Raw genomic sequence first — 876 nt, forward strand, 5'->3', positions numbered from 1 at the left:
GCGAGACTCAGGAAAATAAGGAAAATAAATCCGTCCCGTTTTTCCGTCCCGTTTTTCCCGCGTCCCGTTTTTCCCCGTTTTTCCCCGCTGGCCATGTGCTGAATGTGGCCAATAACACGCTCGACCCATTTGTAGAACCTCAAGATATAATTGGTGGCTGGAAGGTTATCAGTGATGGTCAGAAGCTTGTCTTCGACCTGCAAAATAACGTTTATGGTCAGGCGCAGCAGACCACTAAAAACGCCGTTGACCTTGCAACGCTATTACTCCCCGGGCCTGGCGAGGCTGCAACCGTTGGGAAGCTAGGCAAGCTTGGAGAGGCTGCTGAGCTGGCCAATGCTGCAGATAGCCTCAGGGAGATCAGTATCTTCGGTTTCCGGGGGGCGGGGTCGCCCAGAGATTTGATCGATGGTACTGTCCATCCATATACAGTAACTGGGCATGTGGGATACTCATTTGATGGCGGTAAGACAATTTTTGGTTTTGGTCCAGACGTCTATGGGAAGTCGAATTTCGAGATTATCCAGTCGCTAAGGAAGGGTGACAGCTACCCAGGGTTGGTGACTGATGATACTAGTGTTTTCAAATATGTTGCGAATAACCCTGGTGAGGCGCGCGGTGGTTTACCTCAGGTTGTCTACGAGCAAAAAATCCCTGTTACGCAGGAGCAATTCTCGGAAATTCAGAAAATGCATGATTCTATAGGTGTTAAAAATCCTCTGGATGACGTGCGTTATGTTTTTCCTGGTAGAAGGGGGCTGAACCTGGTGTCTGCTATTTTAACTGCGCCACGTTTCCAAGTTATTTAGGTGTGAAGATTCCAGAGAGTACGGGAGTCATGATTAATTATATGCCTTATCTTGAGAGGCTTGGAAA

General features: G+C 48.3%; 1 protein-coding gene. It reads left to right on the forward strand.

What is annotated here, in order from left to right:
- Window positions 1-809 (forward strand): hypothetical protein (locus K675_RS31670; protein WP_037007401.1); only part of this gene is annotated, 809 nt, incomplete at its 5' end.
- Between the last annotated feature and the right edge of the window lie 67 nt (window positions 810-876).

It is taken from the genome of Pseudomonas fuscovaginae SE-1 (assembly GCF_000364705.1).
In the GTDB taxonomy this organism is placed as follows: Bacteria; Pseudomonadota; Gammaproteobacteria; order Pseudomonadales; family Pseudomonadaceae; genus Aquipseudomonas; species Aquipseudomonas fuscovaginae_A.